This is a genomic window from Oceanihabitans sp. 2_MG-2023, from assembly GCF_030547245.1.
GTDB lineage: Bacteria > Bacteroidota > Bacteroidia > Flavobacteriales > Flavobacteriaceae > Oceanihabitans.
In genome coordinates this window covers 1-2,351 of record NZ_JAUOQT010000018.1, presented here as the reverse complement: position 1 = coordinate 2,351, position 2,351 = coordinate 1, and the positions used below count along the sequence as shown (strand labels likewise).

Annotated in this window: 3 protein-coding genes; all 3 read left to right on the top strand. The window is 29.8% G+C overall.

Features of this window, described 5'->3' with window-relative positions; genetic code table 11:
- A partial coding sequence (locus Q4512_RS16310) for an SUMF1/EgtB/PvdO family nonheme iron enzyme (protein ID WP_303426450.1) occupies nucleotides 1-1,388 on the top strand: 1,388 nt, incomplete at its 5' end.
- A 196-nt stretch (nucleotides 1,389-1,584) separates the two neighbouring features.
- Nucleotides 1,585-1,824, top strand: coding sequence for a CopG family transcriptional regulator (locus tag Q4512_RS16305; RefSeq protein WP_036578964.1), 240 nt, complete (start codon nucleotides 1,585-1,587; stop codon nucleotides 1,822-1,824).
- Nucleotides 1,817-2,104: a type II toxin-antitoxin system RelE/ParE family toxin gene (locus Q4512_RS16300; RefSeq protein WP_179340053.1), complete on the top strand. Its 288-nt coding sequence runs from the start codon at nucleotides 1,817-1,819 to the stop codon at nucleotides 2,102-2,104. The genes Q4512_RS16305 and Q4512_RS16300 overlap by 8 nt, the downstream gene beginning before the upstream one ends.
- Nucleotides 2,105-2,351 lie beyond the last annotated feature (247 nt).

Below are 2,351 nucleotides of genomic sequence, written 5' to 3'. Positions count from 1 at the left end.
TTTGCCAACTTCTGATTTTCCTTCGGAAAATCCTCGTCGCCAAAAACGCAACTTTCCATACACAAGACCGTTGGCAACAATTAAACCAAAACTTTATGAAAAAATTGAATATAATCTTGATTTTAGGATTTTTAATAATTTCTTGTTCAAGTGATAATGAACAAACAAACAACCCTACAGAAACAACCATTTCTACAACTGATTTCTCAATAACAATTGATGAAAACCCATTACTAAATCAAATTTTGGGAACTATTAATGCAACAACTAATTCAGGGAATCTTACTTTTTCAATTGAAAATCAATCTCCAAATGGAGCAATTGCAATTAATTCAACTACAGGTGAATTGAAAGTTGCAAATGAAAATTTGTTTGATTTTGAAATAACTCCAATAATTTCAGGAGTTATAAAAGTTTCAAATAATTCAATTTTTGAAGTTTTAAATTTTTCAATTAATTTAAATGATGTTAATGAAACTGATCCTAATATAAATTGTGGAATAGTTCTTAAAGACATTATTGGAGGAACTTTTATTATGGGAGGAATTACTACTCAAAATGATTCCCCTGAAGTTAGTGTTACCTTATCAAATTATAAAATATCTGAAAAAGAAATTACAAATCAAGAATATGTTAACTTTTTAAATTCAGCATTAGCCGATGGGTTAATTTATGTATCAATATATCAATTCAGTTACAATTGTGGAATATTACAAGAATACGGAATTTATGGAAGTGAAAATTCCACATATCAAGATAAATTGTTATTACATTTAAATAATTTTCATGGAGGTTGCACTAATGAAGGCACACTTGAATATTGGAACGTTAATAATAAAAGTTGGATTGATTATGATAATTCAAACAATACATTTTCATTATTAGACAATTCTAAATCTAATTGGCCTGTTAATTGGGTAACATGGGATGGCGCTTTTGCATTTGCACAATATTGTGACATGAGTTTACCTACAGAAGCTCAATGGGAATATGCTGCAAGAGGAGGAAATCAATTAGAATATCCTACAGGTAATGGAACTATTTCTTCGAATCAAGCAAATTACAATGGAGAAATTCCATATTTATATAATCCTAATGTACATATTAATGCTGTTGGTCAATTCACTCCTAATTTATATGGGCTTTATGATATGGGTGGAAATGTTTTTGAGTTTTGTCAAGATTATTATAATGATTCATTTTATTTAAATGGAATAACAAACCCTGTTAACAATGTACCAGGTGCTAATTCAAGAAGAGTAATAAGAGGTGGTTCTTTCAGAAGTCATTCAGAAACACTTCTTACATATTATAGATCAACATTAGTATTATATGATTTGAACCAAGATAGAGGTAATCATATTGGTTTTAGAGTTGTTAAAAACTAATATAACTGTTGCCAACAATGTATAAAAATAATCGCTTAATTTTGGGCTTAACCAGAGGTCGCTCCAAGCCTACTACGTCTGATTTTTCTGCGGAAAATCCTCGCACGTAAACCCGCAACTATTCTTATACGAGACCGTTGGCAACAATTTGGATATGATTCGAAATTGATGTATATTTACACCAAATAATTGAATTATGTCAAGACAAAGTATATCATTTACAGAACCTAACGACGAATGGCTGAAAGCACAAGTCAATGGAAAAGAATATTCAAGCAAAAGCGAATTAGTAAACGATTTAATTAGACAAGCTAGAAAACAACAAGTCGAAATTGATTGGGTTCGAACTAAATTGGAAAAAGCTGAAAATAGCGGATTTACAAGCGAATCAAAAAATGAAATTTTAGCTCAATCAAAAACTTTACTAAATGGCTAAATATCGATTAAGTAACGAAGCTAAAAATGACTTAATCCGAATCCATCACTATGGAGTTAAAAAATTTGGAATGACTCAAGCGGATAAATATTTTGAATCATTCTTTAAATATTTTGAAATTATTTCCCAAAGGCCTTTTTCATTCGAGTCAGTTGATTATATAAAAAAAGACTATAGAAGATGTGTTTGCGGAATAGATAGTATTTACTATAAAATAAATAATGACGTTGTTGAAATAATGGCAATTGTCGGAAGACAAGATTTAAACGACATACTGTAATCTGAATAATAAAAACTGTTGCCAACAATGCATATATTTTATTGCTAGGTTCTAGCCTGCTTACGAATATTCCTGCGGAATATTCTATTCGGTTTTTATTTGCTAACTTAGTGACTTAATCACGCAACAAACCATATACAAACACGTTAGGCACAATTAGCAGAAAATGACCTCCATTCAATAACTTAACGCAACAAATCTAAATTTATAGATTTGTTATAATGGAAGTAAAAAAACATAAACGACT